Genomic DNA, 23098 nt, shown 5'->3' with positions numbered 1-23098 from the left:
CCGCAAGGCAGTAAAGAGGGGGCCGAATGCCGAAAATCGTTACATCTAATTATGGGTTACGTCTTCGTTATCTACTTTCAGGGAACATCGCTCTTTATAAGCAATTCTTTATCAAAACGCGATTCCTTCAGCGCTTCCTTGACTCGCTTCAAGTTATCTCGGAATTTTGCGCCCCGGCGTAAGGTAAATCCGGTCGCCAGCACGTCGATTACCGTGAGTTGCGCCAGACGGGACACCATTGGCATATACATGTCGGTATCCTCAGGCACGTCCAGGGTAATGGCGAGAGTCGCCTCCCGCGCCAACGGCGTGCCGGCGGTGGTGAGGGCGATTACCATGGCATCGTTTTCACGGGCCAGCTGCGCCAGCTCAACCTGGCTTTTGGTGCGGCCAGTGTGCGAAATCAGTACCACGACGTCATCCTCACTGCAATTCATACAGCTCATGCGTTGCAGCACAATGTCATCGGAATAAATAACCGGCACGTTAAAGCGGAAGAATTTATTCATGGCGTCGTGCGCCACGGCGGCTGACGAGCCAAGACCGAAGAACGCAATGCGTTTGGCCTGGGTGAGTAAATCCACCGCGCGGTTTACTGAACTCATATCCAGGCTTTGACGAACGTGATCGAGCGTGGCCATGGCCGACTCAAATATTTTTGCCGTATAGGCATCTACGCTGTCGTCTTCATCCACATTACGATTAACATAGGGGGTGCCGTTTGCCAGACTTTGTGCCAGATGCAGTTTAAAATCAGGAAAGCCGCGCGTTTCCAGGCTACGGCAGAAGCGGTTGACCGTCGGTTCACTGACGCCCGCTTCCTGAGCCAGAGCGGCGATGCTTGAATGAATCGCCTGAGCGGGCGCGGCCAGAATGACTTCAGCCACTTTTCGCTCGGATTTGCTAAGGTGTTCCAGTTGATACTGGATTTTTTCAAGCATGTTCATTGTTAACAAGGCGCTCATGGGGGTGGAAACGATTTCACTCATTGATGAAATCTTGATTCGATTAGCCGATATTACCCCTGTGGCTTCCCTAAAGGGTAACAGTCGACGAGATAATGTTGTTGTTTTTTTTCATTACTTGATCGATGTCGGGTTTTGCTATGACCCTGTTGCGCAAATTATCGACGGCTGTTGCGTCATTACGTCGCCATAATCGGCTGAATGGCGAAAAATCGCCGTATCGCACGAGACGATAAGCGCTAATGGTTTCGGGAATGACGTAAAAGCAGTACAGTGCATTGTAATAAAATTACAACGATACCTGGCAGAAGCACCAGGTGATCCAACTGAGGAGAATGACATGGCGGTAACGCAAACAGCCCAGGCATGTGACCTGGTCATTTTCGGCGCGAAAGGCGATCTTGCACGCCGGAAATTGCTGCCTTCCCTGTATCAACTGGAGAAAGCGGGCCAAATTCATCCGGATACGCGTATCCTGGGTGTTGGGCGCGCCGACTGGGACAAGGACGCTTATACCAAAGTTGTCCGCGAGGCGCTCGAAACTTTCATGAAGGAAAAAATTGATGAAAGTTTGTGGGATACCCTCAGCGGTCGTCTCGATTTCTGCAACCTGGACGTTAATGACGTCAGCGCGTTTTCCCGCCTGGGTGCCATGCTGGATCAGAAAAACCGTGTCACCATTAACTATTTCGCCATGCCGCCAAGTACCTTTGGTGCCATCTGCAAAGGTTTGGGCGAAGCCAAACTGAACGCCAAGCCGGCGCGCGTGGTGATGGAAAAGCCGCTGGGGACGTCGCTGGCTACCTCCCGTGAAATTAACGACCAGGTGGGCGAGTTCTTTGAAGAGTGCCAGGTCTACCGTATCGACCACTATCTCGGTAAAGAGACGGTACTGAACCTGCTGGCGCTGCGTTTCGCTAACTCCCTGTTTGTGAACAACTGGGACAACCGTACCATTGACCACGTGGAAATTACCGTGGCGGAAGAGGTGGGGATTGAAGGTCGCTGGGGTTACTTTGACCAGGCCGGCCAGATGCGCGACATGATCCAGAACCACCTGCTGCAAATTCTGTGCATGATTGCCATGTCTCCACCGTCTGACCTGACGGCTGACAGCATCCGCGATGCCAAAGTGAAAGTGCTGAAGTCGCTGCGCCGCATCGACCGCTCCAACGTGCGCGAGAAAACCGTTCGCGGCCAGTACACCGCCGGGTTTGCGCAAGGTAAAAAAGTGCCAGGCTACCTGGAAGAAGAGGGCGCGAACAAGTCCAGCAATACCGAGACGTTTGTGGCCATCCGCGTGGATATCGACGACTGGCGCTGGGCGGGCGTGCCGTTCTACCTGCGTACCGGTAAGCGTCTGCCGACGAAGTGCTCCGAAGTAGTCGTCTACTTTAAGAACCCGGAACTGAACCTGTTCAAAGAGTCCTGGCAGGAGCTGCCGCAGAACAAGCTGACCATCCGTCTGCAGCCGGACGAAGGGGTGGATATCCAGATCCTCAACAAAGTGCCGGGCCTGGATCATAAGCACAACCTGCAGACCACCAAGCTGGATCTGAGCTACTCCGAAACCTTCAACCAGACGCACCTTGCGGATGCTTACGAGCGTCTGCTGCTGGAAACCATGCGCGGTATCCAGGCGCTGTTCGTGCGTCGCGACGAAGTGGAAGAGGCGTGGAAATGGGTTGATTCCATCACCGAAGCCTGGGCTGCCGATCAGGATGCGCCAAAACCGTATCAGGCGGGTACCTGGGGGCCTGTGGCGTCGGTGGCGATGATCACCCGCGATGGCCGCTCCTGGAACGAGTTTGAGTAGGATATTCCGCTAGCCCGAAAGTGTTATTTTACCGGTAACATGATCTAACACAGCTAGTGGCACAATTTTTATACTTTTAAGCTCCGCGTGGATTCACCCGCGGGGCTTTTTTTATTACACTGCCGGAAGTGATTTTGCCCCTGAGCTCCGGACAGCAAGCGTTTCAGCGTTGTTAACAACCGCCAGCGACTTTGTAAACTCCCGAGCCCGGACAGATAAATTAAAGGAGCTTTTATGAATCCTGTATTGTTACGCGTAACACAACGCATTATCGAGCGCTCGAAAGAGACCCGTTCGGCCTACCTCGCCCGCATTGAACAGGCGAAAAGCAACACCGTTCACCGCTCCCAGCTGGCCTGCGGTAACCTGGCCCACGGCTTCGCTGCCTGCCAGCCTGATGACAAAGCCTCACTGAAAAGCATGTTGCGTAACAATATCGCTATTATCACGTCCTATAACGATATGCTCTCCGCGCATCAGCCGTATGAGGTCTATCCCAACATCATTCGTAAAGCGCTGCACAGCGTGAACGCGGTCGGGCAGGTGGCAGGGGGCGTCCCGGCCATGTGCGACGGCGTGACGCAGGGGCAGGATGGTATGGAGCTGTCGCTGCTGAGCCGCGAAGTGATTGCGATGTCTGCGGCGGTGGGCCTGTCACACAACATGTTTGATGGCGCGCTGTATCTCGGCGTGTGCGACAAAATCGTCCCGGGCCTGGTGATGGCGGCGCTGTCGTTTGGTCATCTGCCTGCGATTTTCGTGCCGTCCGGCCCGATGGCCAGCGGTCTGCCGAATAAAGAAAAAGTGCGTATCCGCCAGCTGTATGCGGAAGGCAAAGCCGATCGTCAGGCGCTGCTGGAAGCCGAAGCCGCGTCCTACCATGCGCCGGGCACCTGTACGTTCTACGGCACGGCCAACACCAACCAGATGGTGGTGGAGTTTATGGGGATGCAGCTTCCGGGCTCGTCCTTCATCCAGCCGGACGCGCCGCTGCGCCAGGCGCTGACCGAGGCCGCGGCCCGTCAGGTGACGCGCCTGACAGGAAACGGCAATGAATGGATGCCGATGGGCAAAATGGTCGACGAAAAAGTGATCGTCAACGGTATCGTCGCCCTGCTGGCAACCGGCGGTTCAACTAACCACACCATGCACCTGGTGGCCATGGCGCGCGCGGCGGGTATCCTGATTAACTGGGATGACTTCTCCGACATCTCCTCCGTGGTACCGCTGATGGCGCGTCTGTACCCGAACGGGCCGGCGGACATCAACCACTTCCAGGCTGCGGGCGGCGTGCCGCTGCTGATGCGCGAGTTGCTGAAAGGCGGTCTGCTGCATGAAGACGTGAACACCGTAGCCGGATTTGGTCTGCAGCGCTACACCCAGGAGCCGTGGCTGAACAACGGCGAGCTGGACTGGCGCGACGGGGCAACCGCGTCTCTTGATCCGCAGGTGATTGCCACTATCGACAAACCGTTCTCCCACCACGGCGGTACCAAAGTGCTGAGCGGCAACCTTGGCCGCGCGGTGATGAAAACCTCTGCCGTGCCGGAAGAGAACCAGGTTATCGAGGCCCCGGCGGTAGTGTTTGAAAGCCAGCACGACGTGTTGCCTGCCTTCGACGCCGGTCTGCTGGATAAAGACTGCGTGGTGGTCGTGCGTCATCAGGGGCCAAAAGCGAACGGCATGCCAGAATTACATAAACTTATGCCACCACTTGGTGTATTATTGGACCGCCGTTTCAAAATTGCGTTAGTGACCGATGGCCGCCTGTCAGGCGCATCCGGCAAAGTGCCTTCCGCCATCCACGTCACGCCTGAAGCCTACGACGGCGGCTTGCTGGCGAAAGTGCGCGACGGCGACATGATCCGCGTGAACGGCCAGACTGGCGAGTTAACCCTGCTGGTGGATGACGCGGAGCTGGCGGCACGTCAGCCTCATATTCCTGACCTGAGCGCATCGCGCGTGGGGACCGGACGCGAAATGTTCAGCGCGCTGCGTGAGAAGCTCTCCGGTGCGGAGCAGGGCGCAACCTGTATTACGTTTTAAGACGACTTGATTTTAACGATCTGGCGAGAGAGAACTCTGATGAAAAACTGGAAAACAAGTGCAGAAGCAATCCTGACCACTGGCCCTGTCGTGCCGGTTATCGTGGTAAACAAGCTGGAGCACGCTGTGCCAATGGCGAAAGCGCTGGTTGCGGGCGGCGTTCGCGTTCTGGAAGTGACCCTGCGTACCGCCTGCGCGATGGATGCCATCCGCGCCATCGCTAAAGAAGTGCCGGACGCCATCATCGGTGCGGGTACCGTTCTCAACGCGCAGCAGCTGGCGGAAGTGACCGAAGCCGGCGCACAGTTTGCCATCAGCCCGGGCCTGACCGAGCCGCTGCTGAAGGCCGCGACCGAAGGCACTATTCCCTTGATCCCGGGCATCAGCACCGTTTCTGAACTGATGCTGGGCATGGACTACGGTCTGAAAGAGTTCAAATTCTTCCCGGCAGAAGCGAACGGCGGCACCAAAGCGCTGCAGGCAATTGCCGGTCCTTTCTCTCAGGTACGCTTCTGCCCGACGGGCGGTATCTCCCCGGCTAACTACCGCGACTACCTGGCGCTGAAAAGCGTACTGTGCATCGGCGGCTCATGGCTGGTTCCGGCGGATGCGCTGGAAGCGGGCGACTGGGATCGCATCACGAAACTGGCTCGTGAAGCGGTTGAAGGCGCGAAGCAGTAAGCCATATGCAGCATGAAAAACGGGCCTTTCGGCCCGTTTTTTTTATCCTGCTACCTGAACGTTCGCAGCCGCCGCTTTTGCTCTTGCTACGGCCTCGTCAACGTTATCCCCGGTGGCTAACGCCACGCCCAGACGACGCGTACCGTCGATCTCCGGCTTGCCGAACAGACGGACCTGCAGGCCTGCGCCCACCGCGCCTTCGACGTTATCAAACGTCACATTCTGGCTGGTCAACTGCGGAAGGATCACCGCCGACGCCGCCGGGCCGTACTGGCGGATGCCGCCAACCGGCAGGCCGAGGAAGGCGCGCACGTGCAGGGCGAACTCCGAGAGATCCTGCGAAATGAGCGTGACCATACCGGTGTCGTGCGGGCGAGGGGAGACTTCGCTGAAGATCACTTCGTCACCGCAGACGAACAGCTCCACGCCGAACAGGCCATAACCGCCCAGGGCCAGAACGGTTTTACGGGCAATCTCCCGGGCACGCTCCAGCGCCAGGTCGCTCATCTGCTGCGGCTGCCAGGATTCACGATAATCACCATCTTCCTGACGGTGACCGATTGGGTCGCAGAAATGGACGCCGTCCACGGCACTGACGGTGAGCAGAGTGATTTCGAAATCAAACTTCACCACGCCTTCGACGATCGCGCGACCGGCACCGGCACGGCCACCCTGTTGCGCATAATCCCACGCGCTGTCCAGCGCGCTGCTGTCGCGAATAAAGCTCTGACCTTTTCCGGAAGAGCTCATCACCGGCTTAATGATGCACGGGTAGCCAATCTCTTCAACGGCCTGCAGGAATGCGGCTTTGTCACCCGCAAAACGGTAGCTTGAGGTAGGCAGCCCCAGCTCCTCCGCCGCCAGGCGGCGAATGCCTTCACGGTTCATGGTCAGCTTTGCCGCTTTGGCGCAGGGCACCACGCGCTGGCCTTCCTGCTCAAGGGCGATCAGCGTATCGGTTGCGATAGCTTCAATTTCCGGCACGACAAAATCCGGTTTCTCCCGTGCAATGAGCGTACGCAGGGCATCACCGTCCAGCATGTTGATCACATAAGAACGATGGGCGACGTGCATGGCGGGCGCGTCGGCGTAGCGGTCTACGGCAATCACCTCCACCCCTAAACGCTGACACTCAATGGCGACTTCTTTACCCAGTTCGCCCGATCCCAACAGCATTACGCGCGTCGCCGCAGGTCGCAGCGCGGTTCCTAAACAAGTCATAACATTCCCCCTGAAAAAGATGCGCGCAGTATAAACGAAAACGTTTGCGTCTGTCTTGCGCACGGCAAAAGGGCAGACCAGAAATTTGCGCTTCTTTAGGCTTGATGGACATTTCCTGACGCCTGCTCGCTTACGCTGGAGAACATGTTAACCGTTAAGCGAGGGAAACCATGTCAGGCTGGTTAAATCAACTGCAATCCATGTTAGGGCAGAAAACCTCTGGTTCCGGCGAACAGGGGCTTAGCAAACTGCTGGTACCGGGGGCGCTCGGTGGGCTGGCAGGGCTGCTGGTTGCCAATAAATCCTCACGCAAGCTGCTGGCGAAGTACGGTACCGGCGCGCTGCTGGCCGGGGGCGGCGCTATCGCCGGCACCGTGCTGTGGAACAAATATAAGGACAGGGTGCGAGCGGCGCACCGCGATGAACCTCACTATGGGGAGCATACTTCTCCGCTGGATCTGCGCACGGAGCGGCTCATCCTTGCGCTGGTGTTTGCCGCCAAAAGCGACGGGCATATTGATGATAATGAAAGAGCGGCTATCGAACAGCAGCTGCGCGAGGCGGGTGTTGAAGAACAGGGCAGAACGCTGGTGGCGCAGGCCATTGAACAGCCGCTCGATCCGCAGCGTCTGGCACTGAGCGTGAAAAATGAGGAAGAGGCGCTGGAACTCTATTTTCTCAGCTGTGCCGCCATAGATATCGATCACTTTATGGAGCGTAGCTACCTTAACGCCCTCGGCGACGCGCTGAAGATCCCTCAGGACGTGCGCGAGGGGATAGAAAAAGATATCGGGGAACAAAAACAGGCGCTACAGGGCTAACTCGCGCTCCCGGGGTCATGTTTCGCTTGCATCATGCGCGGGTTTTGCCAACCTTATAGGGTGTAAAACTTAAAAGAATGATGACATGCCACCGAAAGCCCGACGTACTCCTTATGCGATCGTCACGCATGGCGATACGCGCATAGACAACTACTACTGGCTGCGGGACGATTCGCGTTCCCGGCCAGAGGTGCTCGACTACCTGCACGAGGAAAACGACTATGGCCGCAGGGTCATGGCCAGCCAGCAGGCGCTGCAGGACCAGCTGCTGAACGAAATGGTGCAGCGTATTCCCCAGCGCGACATCTCCGCGCCCTGGACCAAAAACGGCTATCGCTATCGCCATATCTATGAGCCGGGCAACGAGTATCCCATCTATCAACGACAGTCGGTATTAAGCGCCGAGTGGGATGAATGGGACATTCTGCTGGATGCGAACCAGCGTGCCGCCCACAGCGAGTTTTATACCCTGGGCGGTATGTCCATCTCCCCGGACAACACCATCATGGCGCTGGCGGAGGATTATCTCTCCCGGCGCCAGTACGGCCTGCGTTTTCGCAATCTGGAAACCGGCAACTGGTATCCGGAAATGCTGGAAAACGTCTCCCCGGATTTTGTCTGGGCGAACGATTCCGAGACGGTCTACTACGTTAAAAAGCACGCCTCCACGCTGCTGCCTTATCAGGTGTGGCGCCATACCGTAGGCACGGACTCAGCCGATGACGAGCTGGTCTATGAAGAGAAAGACGAAACGTTTTATGTCAGCCTGCATAAAACCTCCTCGCGCCACTATGTGATTATCTTCCTCGCCAGCGCCACCACCTCGGAAGTGCTGCTCCTGGATGCCGAACTGCCTGACGCCCAGCCGCTCTGTTTCCTGCCGCGCCGCAAGGACCACGAGTACAGCCTGGATCACTTCCAGCACAGCTTTTATCTGCGTTCGAATCGTGAAGGCAAGAACTTTGGTCTGTACAAAACCAAGGTGCGCGACGAGCGCAAGTGGGAGGTGCTCATTCCCGCGCGGGATCAGGTGATGCTGGAAGGGTTCACGCTGTTTACCGACTGGCTGGTGGTGGAGGAGCGCCAGCGTGGGCTGACCAGTATCCGGCAGATCAACCGTAAAACGCGTGAGGTGATAGGGATTGCGTTCGACGATCCGGCCTACGTCACGTGGATCGGCTTTAACCCGGAACCTGAATCGTCCCGGCTGCGCTACGGCTACTCGTCCATGACCACGCCGGATACGCTCTTCGAGCTGGATATGGATACCGGACAGCGCCAGGTGCTTAAGCAAACCGAAGTGAAGGGCTTTGATTCCGACAATTACCGCAGCGAACACCTGTGGGTCACCGCGCGCGATGGCGTGGAAGTGCCTGTTTCGCTCGTTTATCATAAGGCGCATTTCCAGAAGGGTAAAAATCCGATCCTGGTCTACGGCTACGGCTCTTATGGCTCCAGCATGGATGCCGACTTCAGCAGCAGCAGATTAAGCCTGCTCGACCGCGGCTTTGTTTTCGCCATTGCCCATATTCGCGGCGGCGGCGAGCTGGGGCAGCACTGGTATGAAGACGGGAAATTCCTGAAAAAGAAAAACACCTTCAACGACTATCTCGACGTCTGCGATGCGCTGATTGAGCAAGGCTATGGCGATCCTCAGCTTTGCTTCGGCATGGGCGGCAGCGCGGGGGGGATGCTGATGGGGGCGGTCATCAATCAGCGGCCCGAACGCTTTAAGGGCATTGTTGCGCAGGTCCCGTTTGTCGATGTGGTTACCACCATGCTCGATGAGTCCATCCCTTTGACGACCGGGGAGTTTGAGGAGTGGGGCAACCCGCAGGATGAAACCTATTATCGCTATATGAAAGAGTACAGCCCGTATGACAACGTAGAAGCGAAAGCGTACCCGCACATGCTGGTGACGACCGGTTTGCACGATTCACAGGTGCAATACTGGGAACCGGCAAAATGGGTAGCAAAGCTGCGGGAGCTGAAAACCGATGACAACCTGCTGCTGCTCTGCACCGATATGGACTCCGGGCACGGGGGGAAATCGGGTCGATTCAAATCCTACGAAGGGGTGGCCCTGGAGTATGCCTTTTTGATAGGCCTGGCGCAGGATACGTTGCCAGGCCGTGTGCAGCGTTAAGCTTCGCCCAGATAGTGTTTCAGGGTTAAGCGCAGCTCCGGGCTCATTTTTTCGAGGTTGTTATACAGCCAGCGTAGATAGCCCGGATCTTTATCTGCAATATCCGATACCGCTCTCCCGCGGTATTTGCCGAAGGTGAACGTCGTCAGCAGCGCAGGGCGTCCGGTGATCGTTGCCATATCATCCGGCGTCCAGCCCGATGTGTTCATAATATCTATGAGTAGCGCAGCGGTGATATAGCAGTCATACAGGGCGCGGTGATGGTGCAGCCCTTCAGGGGTTCTGACGCTGAGCTTGCGGGATTTATACAGCGCCATATTGCTGTATTTGATCCCTGGCCAGAGGCGACGCGCCAGCTTCATGGTACAAATCCACTCCCCGGGCATTTCGGGGAGTACCCTACGGTCAAAGCTGGCGTTGTGGGCAACGTACCATGGGCTGCCGTAGTAGTGCGGGATAACGTCTTCTATCCAGGGTTTATCCGCCACCATTGATTCTGTAATGCGATGGATAGCCATGGCCTGTGGGCTAATAGGACGATCGGGGCGCACCAGATGGCTCATCGGGTTGACGATTTTTCCATCAACCACGTCGACCGAGGCCACTTCCACAATTCCGCCCTGAAGATCGCAAGTTTCGGTATCAATGACGCGCAGCATGAAAATCTCCTGAGCTAAAAACGCTTAGCCTAAAGGAATGATATCGCCTTGCCAACCCTGTCCGTTGCGCGTGCCGGTCAACAGGAGCTCACCCTTATCTGCCCGAACAATCAGCTGGCCTTTTTCATCCCATAACGCGCTGCCCGCGCCGGCATTTGCCATTAACACCGCGATGGCATACCTGTGCGCAAAGCGCTGCAGGGTATTGATGGACTGTCGCCAGCGGTAATCCCTCACCGACTGGCAACTGGTGAAGAGTGTTGCCTGCGGATCAAGATTCGGTGAATCGCTTTGCCCATCTATAATCGTGAGTTGTTTATCACCCGGCACAAGGCTGGCGCCGCTCCCCTGAGGGTAACGCAGAATACGATCGCGGGAGGGGATAAACAGCGCAAGGCCTTTCTGGCGCTGACCGTTTCGTTCAACGGGAAGCCCTGCAATGAGGGTAATGCGGTAAAAATGCGCGGCATCAAGCAATGGCTGTAGTCGATCGTCTTCGGGCGGAAGCGGTAATGCCGTCGCGCCCGGGCCGGTTAATGAGAGTTCCGGGAAAACCAGCAAATCGCACTGATGATGTGCTGCTTCGGCAATAAAGTGGAGATGGTGCGCAATATGGTCATCTACGCTGTGATGCTGCCCGCCATACTGGGCTGCCGCAATATTCCAATGTGACATCGTGACTTCCTTATACACAGAGTCGCAGGGATTAAAGAGTACACCTAATTTAATCAGGGTTTTCTTATCCTGCCAGATTCCGCGTAAGGAAGTGTAACGAGTCGTTAAGCTTATTTAACTTTCGGCTCGTACGGCAAGCGGGAGAGGTTGACCGAGGCGAGACGGTGGGCAATTAACCTTTCGCGAAACCAGTCACGCAGATGGGCAGGCTGTTCTCGCTCCACCACTTCAGCCACGACGGGCATGTTGTAACGCTCTTTAAAGGCGACGCCAGCGGCAGCGAGATCGACATTCACTTTATCCATCTCGTCCTGAGGAAGGGCGGCCAGATTGATCTTCATTACCTTCTCCTTATTTTGCGGCGGCAACGTTACCGCGATTGCGCGACGATGACAAGCAGAGCGGGATGATCCTCGACTCGTTTATTATACAGCGTTATTCTTTAGCATACAGACATAACAAAAAGGAATGATTGTGATGGGTTTATCCGCTTCCCGCGCGGTATGCGCACTGGTTTTTTTGGCCTCAACGGTAATCTCACCCTCCGTGCTGGCGCATGCGCATCTTGAGCAGCAGAGCCCGGCAGCGGACAGCCAGGTGGCGTCACCGCAGGTGCTGACGCTGAGTTTCTCCGAAGGTATCGAGCCCGGATTTAGCGGCGTCGTGGTGACGGATGCGCAAAAGCAGGTGATCAAAACCGGTACCGCCACGCGAGACGAAAAGAACAAAGCACAGCTGACCGTTCCGCTGGAACAGACGCTGGCGCCGGGGGCTTACCGGGTGGACTGGCACGTGGTTTCCGTCGACGGCCATAAAACCAAAGGCAGCTATCGCTTCAGCGTGAAATAGCATGCTGGGACTGTTATACGTAGGATTGCGCTTTATCCATTTTGCGGCGCTAATGCTCGTTTTTGGCAACGCGCTTTACAGCGTCTGGTTTGCGCCTTCCGGGCTGCACCGCCTGATGGCCCGGCGTTTCCAGCTCCAGCAGAGAGTGGCATCCATCGTCAGCCTGGCCGCTGCGATCCTGATGTTTATGCTTCAGGGCGGCTTAATGGGCAACGGCTGGGGCGATGTGTTTAACCCGCAAATCTGGTACAGCGTGCTGGGAACGCAGTTTGGTGGCGTCTGGTTGTGGCAAATTATCCTCGCTGCCATCACCGTTGTCGTCGCGTGGCTCGCGCCGCTGAAAGGCTCGCGCCTGCTGCTGCTCGCCATGGGCCAGCTTATCCTGCTGGCAGGGGTAGGGCACGCGGCGATGAGCGACGGCCCGATGGGAACGATACAGCGACTCAATCATGCTGTTCACCTGCTGTGTGCCGCAACCTGGGTAGGTGGGTTGCTGCCGCTGCTGTTTTGCATGCGTCTGGCGAAAGGACGCTGGCAGAACGCGGCCATCTATACCATGATGCGTTTCTCGCGCGTGGGGCATTATGCCGTCGCAGGCGTGCTGCTTACCGGCGTAGTGAATGCGCTGTTGATTCTGGGCATCCATATTCCCTGGCAGGCTGGCTACGTGCAGTTTTTGTTGTTCAAATGTGCTCTCGTGGCGTTGATGGTGGCAATTGCGCTGGCAAATCGGTATTTTCTGGTGCCACGGTTCCGTCCGGATTCCGGGCGCGCACAACAGATGTTTATCAGGATGACACAGGCAGAGGTGGTGCTGGGCGCGCTGGTTCTGGCAACGGTCAGTCTGTTTGCTACCTGGGAACCCTTCTGACAAGGTTAACTATTAAATGAAAAAGACAGTACTTTCTCTCTTATTGCTGGCCTGCGCGGGAAGCGCTCTGGCGGCACCGCAGGTAATCACCGTAAGCCGCTTTGAAGTGGGCAAAGACAAATGGGCCTTTAATCGCGAAGAGGTGATGCTGACCTGCCGTCCGGGCCATGCGCTGTATGCGATCAACCCGAGCACGCTGGTCCAGTACCCGCTCAACGATACCGCTGAGCAGCAGGTCGCCAGCGGCAAGAGCAGCGGTCAGCCAGTCAGCGTGATTCAGATTGATGACCCGGCCAACCCGGGGCAGAAGATGAGCCTGGCACCGTTTATCGAGCGCGCTGACAAGCTCTGCTGACGTTCAGGTTTCCAATAAAAAAACCGCAGAAGCTCGCCAAAGCACTGCGGTTTTTCACTTTTAATGATGCTCTGACGCTTTTTTTCAGGCCACTTTTGCTGTGGACTGGAAAACCTGGCGTCGTCATCTATTCTTAAAAGGCAAGGCGACTTAGCCTGCATTAATGCCAACTTTTAGCGCACGGCTCTCTCCCAAGAGCCATTTCCCTGGACCGAATACAGGAATCGTATTCGGTCTCTTTTTATCTGCGTTTTATTTCAGTCACTTACGCCTATCCGCCCGAAAATGTCCTGAAATTGTCCGAAGTTCAATATCCGACATTTCTCGTTATACCATACCATTTTTAACATTAACAATTCATTTACACGCAATTTTTTAAAACATCATGATTTCTTTTTCATGCTCTCCTGGCACTTTACTGTCATTTTTCTGACTTATGGCCGAACAGGCGCTAAACCTTAATCTTCGGTGCGCGGGTCCCTCCGGACGCCTGATTGCAAACGGTGGGGCGCTTGCATTGCGGTCGGGTTTCGCAAAAGTGGCGCTGGGCTTTCAGATGCAAGCGCTCTCCCGGCTAACTTTGAAAAGGAGTTCATTCGTTTTTTTAGTATAAACGACACAATTGTCTGGAATGTCCTTGTTTATAAAGCTCATTGCGCCGATGTCAACGTTACTACCAATATTTATCACGTTTGCAATAATACAAGAGCCAGCGCCGACACTGACATTGTCTCCAATCAAAATGCATGGCTCTCCGGAGCCAGGCTTTTTTCCACCGCCAATTCCGATCGTGGAATTTTGTCTGATTCTAAAGTTTGAACCTATGCGGCAGCTACCATTAATCACTACTCCGTGAAAATGGCTGATAATTAACCCGGGACCGATTGAGGCGCCAAGCTGGATTTCGCAACCATATTTCATGGTCAATTTTCTATTTATTTTGCGTGCAAAATTTTTATTGATGTTAGTTTTATAGAGATAAGATGCAATTCGCCACCAAAAGTTAAAGCGCCTTTCAGGGCATTTGAATGCTTTGTGAACAGCTCTGGTCCAGGTAAACGGCTTTTGATTTTTCATCACTTCAGCCTGTAAACATTCATGCAGGTGGCGTTTTAAATCTTCCTTAATCACCTTTACCTTTACTCCTGTCTCTAACATTTTCGCCAGCCTCTCAACTGGCTTCTTATTAAAAATTTGTGGCCGGGCCAACGCGATGCAAACTTCTCCAGTCGACACAGGATAAGTCCATGAAAGTTGATGATCCGGTTCTCACTCTTCGCCGACACGGTAAGTTCTGGCTTAAATAATGAACTCCCTGAATCGCTCTTGATTGTTGACAATATACTCAGGGAAGCTTTTAACTGTCAGTTCTTGCTTGATTAATTTTCTGTCACGTCCCCAGATATCTTCCGCGTTTTTGATGACCTTCATGATATGTTCCGGGTTGTTGAACTCAGGCAGATCGTATTCCGTGTGGGAGATGGTGGACATTTTTTCTGATATGCGTTCAGGGGTCATAACCCATGAGAAATGCCAGCCACTATTTTCAATGATGCGATTGTTAAGTTTGAACCAGTTCCATTTAAGCCAGGACCAGTTTTTGACGCTTCTGGTGCGTTTAAGATTTCTGAACGACTCAGGCTCGCCGCCAAAAAAATGAACGAGGTTTTTATATTTTGTCGCTCTCGGCAGTTTACATTTTCGTGGGGTGTTATCTGTATTAAAAACCTGCAGATTAAACTGATAATTATAAAAATTCTGATAAAGCGTTGTGCAGAGTTTATTCGCGTTGATAGAGCCGATAACCTGTGGTGAAAAAATCTCGTCCACATCGGAAATTAAAATCAAATCATCATCTTTAGCACTTTTGAGGCCCTGCATGATGGCATTTCTCTGCGCGGCTTCATTCGCCCATGCATCCACCACCAGACCGTCCTGATGCTGATCGCTGCCGTCAGAGGCTTTCATGAGAGGTGTTTCATCATGCACAACATAAATAATTTTATCTTTAAAAGGACCGTATTTATTTATGTCAAAGTTAAGCTGCCGCTTTTTGCCGGTAAAGGTATGCGTTGACTCAACGATAACGAACCGATCAATAACGTCCGCTAGCGTATTTAGCCTGATATCAAGAAGCATATCTTCATCGTAATACAAGAAGCAGTCGTAAATCATCATCAAAGTCCTTAAATTTGCGTCTACACTGCGCTTTTCCAACGCATTCGCTATTTTCATTTCGCGCAATGCTAACTGAGCACCCCTGGCATATGCAAGAGTGCTCTGCTTTATCATTCCTTTCTCAAACCGAGTGCATTCTCTGTGCTGAGAGCGAAAACGCTTGTCGCGATTAGAAATGGGACTTAACGGACGCCTCAATTTCATCAAGCAGTTCAAAGCGACGACGGTATTCAGCGCGTTTTTTACTGGCTATCTCGTCGAGGGATTTGCGCTCCATCTGCAGCGGCAGCTGCCAGCAGAAGGCGGAAAGTTTTTTTCCACCCAAAGAATCCCAGAATTCGTCATAGCTGGCGTGGAAATGACGGCCTTTGCTGAGGCGATAGCGCAGCGCGCGGAAAACGTGTCCCTCATCGCTGACGGCAAAAATGGCCCGAACAGATGACTGCGCTGCCAGCTGGAAAAGTACCTCCATCAGCACGCGCTTGGGAAACAGGCCATGGCAGGCGCGAGTTGCCAGTTTAATGGCATCTCGTGACACGCAGCGACGGGGGCCCTGAAGTCCGCCAATGACCACAACGGGCTGGCCATTGCTGCGGGCGACGCTAAAGGTCAGGCTGGCAAGAAGCGTATCCTCGTTGTCGCGCAGCCAGAGCGTACTCTCACCTTCACGCTCGGCTTTGCCAGCTGAGGACGCATTAACCGTGTAGGTCACGCCGTCTTTGACATGGAACTGCGCGATAGGTTGTTCCTGCGCGCCGGTCATAGCCTGGGCAAGACGGCTCTCCTTCAGGTGATCGATCCAGTAGTAATGGTTAACGATAGCGTCGGCGCGATCGTTTGCCGTCAGACCGCGCATCAGGTACTGCCGATGGGTCTTGCTGGGCAACGTAATTTGCGATGTCAGCAGTTTGTCGAAATCGTCACGGCCAGAGAGGGCTTCCAGCATACGGTGGGTGGAAGACCAAAAGAGCAGGGAACGTAAAAGGAACTTCAGTCGGTAGTCGCGTTTCCGCCAGATTGGCCCCGGGACGCGTTTGCCGTTCACCAGCTCGGAAATAATATTCGTGCGATGCGGATAGAAAACATCGTTATGTAGCTGTGTATTAGACACGTGAAGACCTCTCGTTTTTATCTCCCCTTATTCTAAGGAGCCAGTAAAAAGGGATTAAGAGCGCGCGGATCTTTATTTCTCTTTGGTTTACCGTTTGTTTTACTTTGTAAGGGCTGCGCTGATCTTCTTGCGCTTTTGACGGCGGCTATACTGTTAAAGGGAGGCCTTATGTATCAGCGAATAGAAGGTGGAGAGTGGCGTCACGTATGGGTTGTCAGCGACATACACGGCTGTTACCAAAGGCTCATGGAGGAACTGAAACGCCGTCATTTCAATCCTTATGAGGATTTACTTATTTCCGTTGGCGATCTGATCGATCGTGGTCCGGACAGCGTGAAATCATTGCAGCTCATCAATGAGAAATGGTTTCGAGCAGTGCGGGGCAATCATGAGCAAATGGCAATAGATAGCCTGGATAATAATGATTTTGCGCTCTGGACAATGAATGGCGGAATGTGGTTTTCGCGGCTTGAGCATGAAGAGCAGCAGCGGGCGCGCTCGTTACTTAACGCATGCCGTGCGTTACCGCATATTATCGAAATTACCTGCGCGAACGGGGTGAACGTTATTGCTCATGCTGATTACCCGGCGGAGGAATACCGCTGGGAAAAACCGGTAAGCGCCCAGCGCGTGTTATGGGATCGCGACCGCCTGATGGGGTTTATGGTGGGCAAAGGGCAGGGAATTAGCGGGGCGGATCACTTCTGGTTCGGACATACGCCCGTCGACAGAAGGTATGATTTTGACAATCTGCACTACATTGATACGGGGGCCGTTTTTGACGGTTACTTTACGCTGGCGCAGCTGCAGTAATAAATAACCCGCCTTCGGGCGGGTTCTCTTTAGGTCAGGCAAGACGCATGACCCAGGCATCGGTTTTACTATCGTAATGCTCACGGTAAAGGACAGAGTGTTCGCCATCAAGTATTGCCGGGACGCTGGTGTCTGCATCCCATGCATCGAGCTGCATGCACAAATCCGGGTCGGATTTGCAGGGAATACTTAACGTTCGATCGCCTTGTGCTTCGCCGCGCAGTTCTGCGTCGTCGATCTCAAAAGCGCCAATACGCACGCTGGTTTTCGTCATAGTGCTCTCCGGGTCGGTTGTCAAAATCTGGTATGACCAGTATGGGCATCCATTTTTGATCGTAGACAAGGAGAGCAAAATCGCCAGTAAAAAAATGCGCTTTTTTCAGGCGGTGCGATCGTTACCGGTAAACAGTCGGCCATCCCGGACCAGTTCGCGTGGATAGCTGTTTTTAAGCCTTGAACCGACCTTTTTGGCCAGCCCCAGCGGGAATCCCTGATAGGTCACTACCACTTCATCTGCGGAAGGCGAGCTGTCAGGATAAACATCGCGGCCACGGTACCACTCTTCAGCTTCCTGGTGCGTCAGGGCGAACGTATTCTCGTGTCCGGCAAGCGCGATGACCGCCTCGTGCTGCCAGCGATAGCCCTTATTATGCACCTCCGCAAGGCGGATCCCGATTCGGGAAAAACGGACCTTTCCGATGAGCGGTGCGATCTCTGCCGGGAACAACCATACCTCTTTATCACGCACCCAGAGTTGCAGGCTCTGATCCAAGACCAGGCCAACCTTTTCGGCGGCGGCGACAAGCTGTGCTGCATCGCGCCCTTTGAGGGGGGCAAACGGGAAATTGCCGACCTTGAATTTGGGGGCGGGCAGGGGAGTAATCGCCTGCGTTTTACGCAGGCGCGCCACAAAGAACCCTTCGCAGTCGTAAATCTGCGGGAACACGTGGAGGAAACCTTCCGGCGTGACCGCCTCCTGTGCCGAGGAAAACAGATCGTTGAGCGGCAGGAACTCGACCGCATCCGGGTATTGCGCTTTCAGCCACAGGCAGACGTCTTCGTTTTCATCCCGGTTCAAGGTGCACGTTGAATAGACCAGCGTGCCGCCGGGGCGCAGGGCGTGGAACGCGCTGTCGATCAGCTCCCGCTGCGTGGCGGCGATCTCAAGATTGCTCTCCACGGACCAGTTCTTTAACGCATCGGGATCTTTACGCACTACCCCTTCACCGGAGCAGGGGGCGTCCAGCAGGATGGCATCAAACATTTCCGGCAGGGCGGCACCAAAGACGCGACCGTCGAAGTGCGTAAGAGCGACATTATGAATACCGCAGCGGCTGATATTGGCATGCAACACCTTCACGCGGCTGGCGGAAAATTCGTTGGCGAGGATTGCTCCGCGGTTGCCCATGCGCGCGGCAATCTGCGTGGTTTTCGAACCGGGCGCGGCGGCGACATCCATCACGCGTTCAGGCGCGTTGCCGTCGGCGAACAGGGCGGCAACCGGTAGCATCGAGCTCGCTTCCTGAATATAAAACAGACCGCTCAGATGTTCTGCGGTACTTCCCAGCGGCACCGCGTCTTCGTCATCGCGGTCGATCCAGAATCCCTCTTCACACCACGGAACCGGCGTAAGCTGCCAGCCGTACGGAGAAACCAGGGCCAGAAAATCCTCGACGCTGATTTTCAGGGTGTTGACGCGAATGCTGCGGCGTAACGGACGCTGACAGGCGGCGATAAAATCGTCCAGCGACAGATGAGAGGGAAGCGCCTCGCGCATCTGCGCCAGGAATTGATCGGGAAGAAATACGGAGTTTTGAGCCACGAGCACACCACAGGGAAAAGTTCAGGTGCGCAGTGTAACATAAAGGCTCCGGTGCGTTGACACCGGAGCCTGTCAGATTAACGCGGCAGGGCCGTTCCCCATTCGCGCCACTCTTTCGGTTCGCTTTCCAGCAGCAGGAAGTGTTTACCCGGCTGCGCTTTCGGCGCCAGCGGCGTTCCCGGCGGGGTGGCAAACGCAATACCGCCGCGGATGAACTGGTTGAAGGTACCGGTTTTCACCACGCCACCCGTCAGGCCGAAGTCCAGCGAATAGCCGGATGCCAGCCAGAACACCGAGTTATTACGCACCAGATGCTGGTAACGCTCGCTGATGCGTAGCGCCACCATCACGCGGTCGGAGAGTGTGCCGAGCGTGAGGCCCGTTACCGTACCCACCTCAATGCCGCGGAACAGCACCGGCGTACCGATGCCAAGCGAGCCCGCTTCCGGCACTTCCACCACAATGCTCAGGCCGCCAAGGTAGCGCGAGTCGGTAATGGTAGCTTCCTGCAGCTCGAAATCACGACGGGCTTTGCCCTGACCGGGTTCGACGTTGATGTAAGGCTGCAGAATGGTGTCGAGATGCTCAACGCCCGCGGCCGAAATCTGCGGGGTTACCACCGAGAAGCGGGAACCCGAGCGGGCGAAGGTCTGCACATATTCCGGATAAAGCACGGCGGTGGCCTGCACCTCGTTGCGCGAGGTGATGAGCGTCAGCTTCTGGATCTGCCCGATATCAATGCCCAGGTAGCGAATTGGCATGCCCTCCGCCAGCTTGCCGGCATCGAACGCATGCAGGGTAATCTGCCCACCCACGGCACGCGCGGCGGTTTCGGATGGGAAGAGAATGCGCTTATCGCCTTTACGCAGGTTCGCGCCCGCGCCGCTGAGGTTATCGAAGCTGATCGCCCCGCGCAGCGCGCGCGAGAGCGGGGAGGCCTGCACGGTCAGGCCGTTGCCGTTAAGCTGCACCTTCGCGCCGCCCTCGGCCCAGAAGACGCTGTTTGGGGTCAGCAGCTTGCGGTACTCGGGCTTGATATGCAGTTCGATATCAAACGCGTCCGCACGCGGGCGAACGGCGATCACCTCCCCAACCTCAAACTTGCGGTAGAGCACCACGGAGCCCGCCTGAACGTCAGGCAGCGTCTCGGCGCTTAAGGTCAGGGTCGTGGTTGGCATATCGCTCAGGCTGTTTTCAATCGCTTTGTCCAGGTTGGCGTACAGCGGGTAGCTGTCTCGAACGGCGCCTTTATTGCCCGGCAAAATGCGAATACCGCCGTTAACCCATTCGCTGGCGCTGGCGCCGAGGAACTCCACGCCGTCCAGACCCACCTTCACGTCGACGCGGCTGTTCACCACGAACTTACTGTCGCCATGGACGAGGTTGCTGTATTGCGGATCGATAGCTACCGAGAAGCTCACGCCATTTTCGGAGAGCGTTCGCTCCAGCACCTGACCCACCTGTACGCCGTGCAGAATCAGCGGCTGACCGGCCTCAATGCCGTAACTTTCAGGCGCATTGAGCGTAACCGTCACGACGCCCGGTTTTTGCAGCAGCGCTTTATCCGCCGGGGCAATGACGAAGCTATTGCTGGGCTGGCCTTCACCGGGGATCAGTTCAAAGGTATTTCCGGTCAGCAGCGTGCTGAGGCTGGCATCGTTCAGAGAGAGTTTAGGGCTGCGCATCTCGATGCGCGTTTTCTCGCGCAGGAGATCGACCACGCTCGGATCGACCGTCATTTCGCCCGTGACCGAACCGCCAGGGTTGAGCGTCATTTTGGTGAGCTGGCCGACCTGCAGTCCCTGGTACATCAGCGGCGTTGACCCCGCTTTCAGCCCTTTGGCATCAGGCAGAACGAGCTTAACGATCACGCCACGCTGGCTGTGCGCCAGATCCGGGTATAAACCGAACGTGTCATCGGCCGTGGCAGGGCTTGAGTTTTCCGGGGAGTCAAAGGCAATGGCACCGTTAACCAGGGCGGCCAGACTCTCCAGCTTCACTTTTGCACCGCTCAGACTCAGGTCGGCATCCACGCCGGACACGTTCCAGAAGCGGCTGCCTTTTTTCACCAGATTGGTGAAGCGACGCTCGATCAGCACATCAATGGTGACGCCCTGTTTATTCGGGTTGATGCTGTAATCGTACACGCGGCCAACCGGAATCTTGCGGAAGTAGACCAGCGAGCCGCTGTTCAGCGAGCCCAAATCCGGTGCCTGAAGATGGATCATCAGATCGCCGTTATTGAGGCGGTATTTCGGCTGCGTATCCAGCGCGACAAAGTGATCCTGCGGTTCACCCTTGCCCGGCATCATGCCGATGTAGTTGCCGCCAACCAGCGCATCCAGCCCGGACACGCCGGCCAGGGAGGCTTTCGGCGTCACCAGCCAGAACTGCGTTTCGCTGCGAAGAGCATCCTGCATGTCAGATTTTATACTGACCCGCACCTGAATCTTGTTAAGCCCTTTTCCAAGGGAGATGTCCTGAACCGTACCGACTTCGACCCCCTGAAAACGAACGGGGGTTCGTCCGGCGACGATGCCGTCGGCGGTCTGAAAATCAATGGTGACGGTACTGCCGCGATCTTCATAGCTCGTCCAGATAAGCCAGCCTGCAATCATCAGGGCGATGACAGGCAGCAACCAGAATGGCGAAATGCGGCGTTTAGTTTTAATTCTCGCTTCAGTCGGCGAAGCGGGGGTTTCCTGACTCATGTGCATCCCAAAGTAAGCGGCTATCCAGCCATTCCACAGCAAGAATAGTCAATATCACCGCAGAGCCGAAATAAAAAGCCGCGGGTCCCATAGTAAAAGCAAGAAGCTGGTCGCGATTGATCAGCGACATCATCAGCGAAATCACAAACAGATCCAGCATTGACCAGCGGCCAATCCAGGTGACGAATCGCAGAAGCAGAATACGGGTACGTAAACCTTGTTCACACTTAAAGTGAATGCTGACGAGCAGGGTAAACATCACCACCACTTTGGTAAAGGGAACCAGGATACTGGCAATAAAGACGATGGCCGCCACCCCAACGTTACTGTGCGCAAGGGAGATAATACCGGAGAGGATAGTATCCTCCTGACGGCCACCGTTCACGTAAATAATGGATATCGGCAGCATATTGGCCGGGAACAGAAACACCAGGGAGGCAATCAGCGCCGCCCAGCATTTTTGCAGGCTGTTGTTGCGTCGTAACCTCAACGGTATGTGGCAGCGCGGGCAGCGTCCACGCTTGTCGGGCAACCCGGTGTAATGGCATCCCAGACAGACGCGGAGGTTTTCATCCGGGCGGGTGGCAGGGCGCTGCGGGTAAAAACGCTCCCAAAGCTGCTCAACGTTCAGGTGGATCAGTGTCAGGATGCTGAGCAATACCAGGCAGATAAATGCAAAAAGCCCGACGCCCGGCTGCAGAAAGGCATAGTCCTGCACCTTGATTGATGCCACGCCCACGCCCACCAGATAGATATCCAGCATGACCCACTCTTTAAGCTTTTCCAGCATCAGCAATACCGGACGCAGGTTCATTCCGAGGATGTTACCAAACCACAGGTAGGCAATGGCTGCAACCAGCACCAGCGGCGCGCCGACAACGCAGAACAGTACCATGGCGGCGGTGAGAGGATCGCCCTGGCTCGTCATCTGCCAGATACCCTGCAGTACGTTGGCGTCAATGCGCACACCAAGCAGGTAAAGCTTCAGAAGCGGTTCGGTCCAGGCAAAGGGCATCAGCAGCAGCATGGTAACGGCCATAGCGGCAAGGCGGGTTAACGACCAGTCGCGGCCGTCACGAATTTTAGCGTCACAGCGGGGACAAAAGGCGCTTTGGTGCGATTTCATCTTCGGCAACATAAAAAGCGTATCGCACTGGGGGCAACGCTGATAATGTGCACGAGGCAAAGCGTCGCTTACCGTATGGACAGTTATCTTTTTTGTCGGCGTAATTTTGGTTGTTTTTAAGGCCATCAGCTGCGCGCAAATAAGTATTGTTGAACGTTATATTAACTCATGAACGGATTCATCTTGAGCATGAGCGCATTTATTGCTTATTTTAATAGGCTATGCGGTAATT

The 23098-nt window shown here is 55.2% G+C and carries 21 protein-coding genes; 9 read left to right on the top strand and 12 right to left on the bottom strand.

The genetic code is table 11. The features are described 5' to 3' along the window. Positions 1 to 77: 77 nt before the first annotated feature. Positions 78 to 947: a MurR/RpiR family transcriptional regulator gene (locus tag IM291_RS15920; protein ID WP_028013615.1), complete on the bottom strand. Its 870-nt coding sequence runs from the start codon at positions 945 to 947 to the stop codon at positions 78 to 80. A gap of 358 nt (positions 948 to 1305) precedes the next feature. Here IM291_RS15920 and zwf point away from each other — a divergent pair, with 358 nt between their 5' ends. From zwf to kdgA, 3 genes are all read left to right on the top strand, one after another. Beyond that, positions 1306 to 2781, top strand: coding sequence for a glucose-6-phosphate dehydrogenase (gene zwf, locus IM291_RS15915; RefSeq protein ID WP_028013613.1), 1476 nt, complete (start codon positions 1306 to 1308; stop codon positions 2779 to 2781). Positions 2782 to 3015: 234 nt separating this feature from the next. After that, entirely contained in the window at positions 3016 to 4827 is a 1812-nt protein-coding gene (gene edd, locus IM291_RS15910) for a phosphogluconate dehydratase (RefSeq protein ID WP_041909456.1), read from the top strand. 39 nt (positions 4828 to 4866) lie between these two features. After that, the gene (gene kdgA, locus IM291_RS15905; protein WP_014884307.1) at positions 4867 to 5508 is read left to right on the top strand and encodes a bifunctional 4-hydroxy-2-oxoglutarate aldolase/2-dehydro-3-deoxy-phosphogluconate aldolase; all 642 of its coding nucleotides are present in this window, start codon (positions 4867 to 4869) and stop codon (positions 5506 to 5508) included. Positions 5509 to 5550: 42 nt separating this feature from the next. Here the strand turns inward: kdgA and purT are convergent, their stop codons facing one another. Continuing rightward, positions 5551 to 6729 (bottom strand): formate-dependent phosphoribosylglycinamide formyltransferase, encoded by a 1179-nt coding sequence (gene purT / locus IM291_RS15900; protein WP_192987282.1) that lies wholly within the window; start codon positions 6727 to 6729, stop codon positions 5551 to 5553. Between the two features lie 170 nt (positions 6730 to 6899). On the opposite strand from purT, the gene IM291_RS15895 reads away from it, so the two are divergent. Together IM291_RS15895 and ptrB are read left to right on the top strand one after the other, a co-directional pair. Further along, entirely contained in the window at positions 6900 to 7550 is a 651-nt protein-coding gene (locus IM291_RS15895; RefSeq protein WP_045260314.1) for a tellurite resistance TerB family protein, read from the top strand. An 85-nt stretch (positions 7551 to 7635) separates the two neighbouring features. Continuing rightward, on the top strand, positions 7636 to 9696 hold the full coding sequence (ptrB, locus tag IM291_RS15890; protein WP_041909462.1) for an oligopeptidase B: 2061 nt from the start codon (positions 7636 to 7638) through the stop codon (positions 9694 to 9696). Here the strand turns inward: ptrB and exoX are convergent. The 3 genes from exoX to IM291_RS15875 form a co-directional block, all read right to left on the bottom strand. Then, positions 9693 to 10355: an exodeoxyribonuclease X gene (exoX, locus tag IM291_RS15885; protein WP_192987280.1), complete on the bottom strand. Its 663-nt coding sequence runs from the start codon at positions 10353 to 10355 to the stop codon at positions 9693 to 9695. The genes ptrB and exoX overlap by 4 nt on opposite strands. Positions 10356 to 10379: 24 nt before the next feature. After that, positions 10380 to 11030 carry a nitrilase-related carbon-nitrogen hydrolase gene (locus IM291_RS15880; protein WP_049138839.1) on the bottom strand — a complete coding sequence of 217 codons (651 nt, stop codon included), beginning with the start codon at positions 11028 to 11030 and terminating at the stop codon, positions 10380 to 10382. A 110-nt stretch (positions 11031 to 11140) separates the two neighbouring features. Continuing rightward, positions 11141 to 11371, bottom strand: coding sequence for a DNA polymerase III subunit theta (locus IM291_RS15875; protein WP_008500465.1), 231 nt, complete (start codon positions 11369 to 11371; stop codon positions 11141 to 11143). 136 nt (positions 11372 to 11507) lie between these two features. On the opposite strand from IM291_RS15875, the gene yobA reads away from it, so the two are divergent. From yobA to IM291_RS15860, 3 genes are read left to right on the top strand one after another with little or no spacing between them, the layout of a single operon-like run. After that, positions 11508 to 11879, top strand: coding sequence for a CopC domain-containing protein YobA (gene yobA / locus IM291_RS15870; protein WP_192987334.1), 372 nt, complete (start codon positions 11508 to 11510; stop codon positions 11877 to 11879). Position 11880: 1 nt separating this feature from the next. After that, positions 11881 to 12750 (top strand): copper homeostasis membrane protein CopD, encoded by an 870-nt coding sequence (gene copD, locus IM291_RS15865; protein WP_192971759.1) that lies wholly within the window; start codon positions 11881 to 11883, stop codon positions 12748 to 12750. 16 nt (positions 12751 to 12766) lie between these two features. Then, the gene (locus IM291_RS15860; protein WP_028013604.1) at positions 12767 to 13105 is read left to right on the top strand and encodes a YebY family protein; all 339 of its coding nucleotides are present in this window, start codon (positions 12767 to 12769) and stop codon (positions 13103 to 13105) included. Between the two features lie 552 nt (positions 13106 to 13657). Here the strand turns inward: IM291_RS15860 and IM291_RS15855 are convergent. The 3 genes from IM291_RS15855 to IM291_RS15845 all read right to left on the bottom strand — a co-directional run bounded on the left by IM291_RS15855 (position 13658) and on the right by IM291_RS15845 (position 16394). Continuing rightward, the gene (locus tag IM291_RS15855) at positions 13658 to 14341 is read right to left on the bottom strand and encodes a serine acetyltransferase (protein ID WP_320699541.1); all 684 of its coding nucleotides are present in this window, start codon (positions 14339 to 14341) and stop codon (positions 13658 to 13660) included. Between the two features lie 63 nt (positions 14342 to 14404). Continuing rightward, positions 14405 to 15280, bottom strand: coding sequence for a benzoate transporter (locus IM291_RS15850; protein ID WP_192987332.1), 876 nt, complete (start codon positions 15278 to 15280; stop codon positions 14405 to 14407). A 172-nt stretch (positions 15281 to 15452) separates the two neighbouring features. Then, on the bottom strand, positions 15453 to 16394 hold the full coding sequence (locus IM291_RS15845) for a VirK/YbjX family protein (protein WP_192987279.1): 942 nt from the start codon (positions 16392 to 16394) through the stop codon (positions 15453 to 15455). Positions 16395 to 16562: 168 nt separating this feature from the next. Here IM291_RS15845 and pphA point away from each other — a divergent pair, with 168 nt between their 5' ends. Next, on the top strand, positions 16563 to 17207 hold the full coding sequence (gene pphA, locus IM291_RS15840; protein WP_048998654.1) for a protein-serine/threonine phosphatase: 645 nt from the start codon (positions 16563 to 16565) through the stop codon (positions 17205 to 17207). A 34-nt stretch (positions 17208 to 17241) separates the two neighbouring features. Here pphA and IM291_RS15835 read toward each other — a convergent pair whose 3' ends face one another. The 4 genes from IM291_RS15835 to yebS form a co-directional block, all read right to left on the bottom strand. Further along, positions 17242 to 17481, bottom strand: a complete 240-nt coding sequence (locus IM291_RS15835) for a YebV family protein (RefSeq protein ID WP_008500472.1) — start codon at positions 17479 to 17481, stop codon at positions 17242 to 17244. Positions 17482 to 17586: 105 nt separating this feature from the next. Continuing rightward, the gene (gene rsmF, locus IM291_RS15830) at positions 17587 to 19035 is read right to left on the bottom strand and encodes a 16S rRNA (cytosine(1407)-C(5))-methyltransferase RsmF (RefSeq protein WP_203435474.1); all 1449 of its coding nucleotides are present in this window, start codon (positions 19033 to 19035) and stop codon (positions 17587 to 17589) included. 71 nt (positions 19036 to 19106) lie between these two features. Next, positions 19107 to 21740 carry a PqiB family protein gene (locus tag IM291_RS15825; protein ID WP_045260305.1) on the bottom strand — a complete coding sequence of 878 codons (2634 nt, stop codon included), beginning with the start codon at positions 21738 to 21740 and terminating at the stop codon, positions 19107 to 19109. Next, entirely contained in the window at positions 21709 to 22992 is a 1284-nt protein-coding gene (yebS, locus tag IM291_RS15820) for a membrane integrity lipid transport subunit YebS (protein ID WP_041909475.1), read from the bottom strand. The genes IM291_RS15825 and yebS overlap by 32 nt, the downstream gene beginning before the upstream one ends. Between the last annotated feature and the right edge of the window lie 106 nt (positions 22993 to 23098).

The sequence above is a fragment of the Enterobacter cloacae complex sp. P27C genome, assembly GCF_014895705.1.
Classification (GTDB): Bacteria; Pseudomonadota; Gammaproteobacteria; order Enterobacterales; family Enterobacteriaceae; genus Enterobacter; species Enterobacter bugandensis.
Note: the sequence above shows the minus strand (reverse complement) of the source record. Positions and strands in the feature narration are given on the sequence as shown.

Bases quoted from the DNA above. Each gene is read 5' to 3' on its own strand.
- IM291_RS15880 (WP_049138839.1), bottom strand. From the start codon at position 11,030: ATGTCACATTGGAATATTGCGGCAGCCCAGTATGGCGGGCAGCATCAC.
- yebS (WP_041909475.1), bottom strand. From the start codon at position 22,992: ATGGCCTTAAAAACAACCAAAATTACGCCGACAAAAAAGATAACTGTC.
- pphA (WP_048998654.1), top strand. From the start codon at position 16,563: ATGTATCAGCGAATAGAAGGTGGAGAGTGGCGTCACGTATGGGTTGTC.
- IM291_RS15850 (WP_192987332.1), bottom strand. From the start codon at position 15,280: ATGATTTACGACTGCTTCTTGTATTACGATGAAGATATGCTTCTTGAT.
- purT (WP_192987282.1), bottom strand. From the start codon at position 6,729: ATGACTTGTTTAGGAACCGCGCTGCGACCTGCGGCGACGCGCGTAATG.
- IM291_RS15875 (WP_008500465.1), bottom strand. From the start codon at position 11,371: ATGAAGATCAATCTGGCCGCCCTTCCTCAGGACGAGATGGATAAAGTG.
- zwf (WP_028013613.1), top strand. From the start codon at position 1,306: ATGGCGGTAACGCAAACAGCCCAGGCATGTGACCTGGTCATTTTCGGC.
- copD (WP_192971759.1), top strand. From the start codon at position 11,881: ATGCTGGGACTGTTATACGTAGGATTGCGCTTTATCCATTTTGCGGCG.
- IM291_RS15825 (WP_045260305.1), bottom strand. From the start codon at position 21,740: ATGAGTCAGGAAACCCCCGCTTCGCCGACTGAAGCGAGAATTAAAACT.
- IM291_RS15860 (WP_028013604.1), top strand. From the start codon at position 12,767: ATGAAAAAGACAGTACTTTCTCTCTTATTGCTGGCCTGCGCGGGAAGC.
- IM291_RS15835 (WP_008500472.1), bottom strand. From the start codon at position 17,481: ATGACGAAAACCAGCGTGCGTATTGGCGCTTTTGAGATCGACGACGCA.
- IM291_RS15920 (WP_028013615.1), bottom strand. From the start codon at position 947: ATGAACATGCTTGAAAAAATCCAGTATCAACTGGAACACCTTAGCAAA.
- ptrB (WP_041909462.1), top strand. From the start codon at position 7,636: ATGCCACCGAAAGCCCGACGTACTCCTTATGCGATCGTCACGCATGGC.
- yobA (WP_192987334.1), top strand. From the start codon at position 11,508: ATGGGTTTATCCGCTTCCCGCGCGGTATGCGCACTGGTTTTTTTGGCC.
- edd (WP_041909456.1), top strand. From the start codon at position 3,016: ATGAATCCTGTATTGTTACGCGTAACACAACGCATTATCGAGCGCTCG.
- kdgA (WP_014884307.1), top strand. From the start codon at position 4,867: ATGAAAAACTGGAAAACAAGTGCAGAAGCAATCCTGACCACTGGCCCT.
- IM291_RS15895 (WP_045260314.1), top strand. From the start codon at position 6,900: ATGTCAGGCTGGTTAAATCAACTGCAATCCATGTTAGGGCAGAAAACC.
- exoX (WP_192987280.1), bottom strand. From the start codon at position 10,355: ATGCTGCGCGTCATTGATACCGAAACTTGCGATCTTCAGGGCGGAATT.